The organism is Pseudomonas sp. 28 E 9 (genome assembly GCF_900004785.1).
GTDB lineage: Bacteria > Pseudomonadota > Gammaproteobacteria > Pseudomonadales > Pseudomonadaceae > Aquipseudomonas > Aquipseudomonas orientalis_A.
Genome location: NZ_CVTK01000044.1, coordinates 166648 through 166951 on the forward strand (window position 1 = coordinate 166648; position 304 = coordinate 166951).

Consider the following 304-nt stretch of genomic DNA (forward strand, 5'->3'; position numbering starts at 1 on the left):
CAGTGCGGCTAACCCGGCGTCCTGCCGGGTTACCCACGGATTCAAGCCTGCGTTCGGCCAGCGTGGTTTAACGGGGCGCCTAGGATCAAAAGCAAAAGCGCGGCGGCCTTAGAGCCGACCGGTATCTTGTGTCGATCCTGGCCCAACTGTGGGAGGGGGCTTGCCCCCGATGGCGGCCTCGGGGCTGGCCGGGATGTTGGATTGGACTGCGTACATATCCGTTTCTGCGGTAACGGCTGCTAGTGGTTCCGCTTTTACAGCGGCTCACTTTTGAAAAGCGCAAAAGTAAGCAAAACGCTCTTGC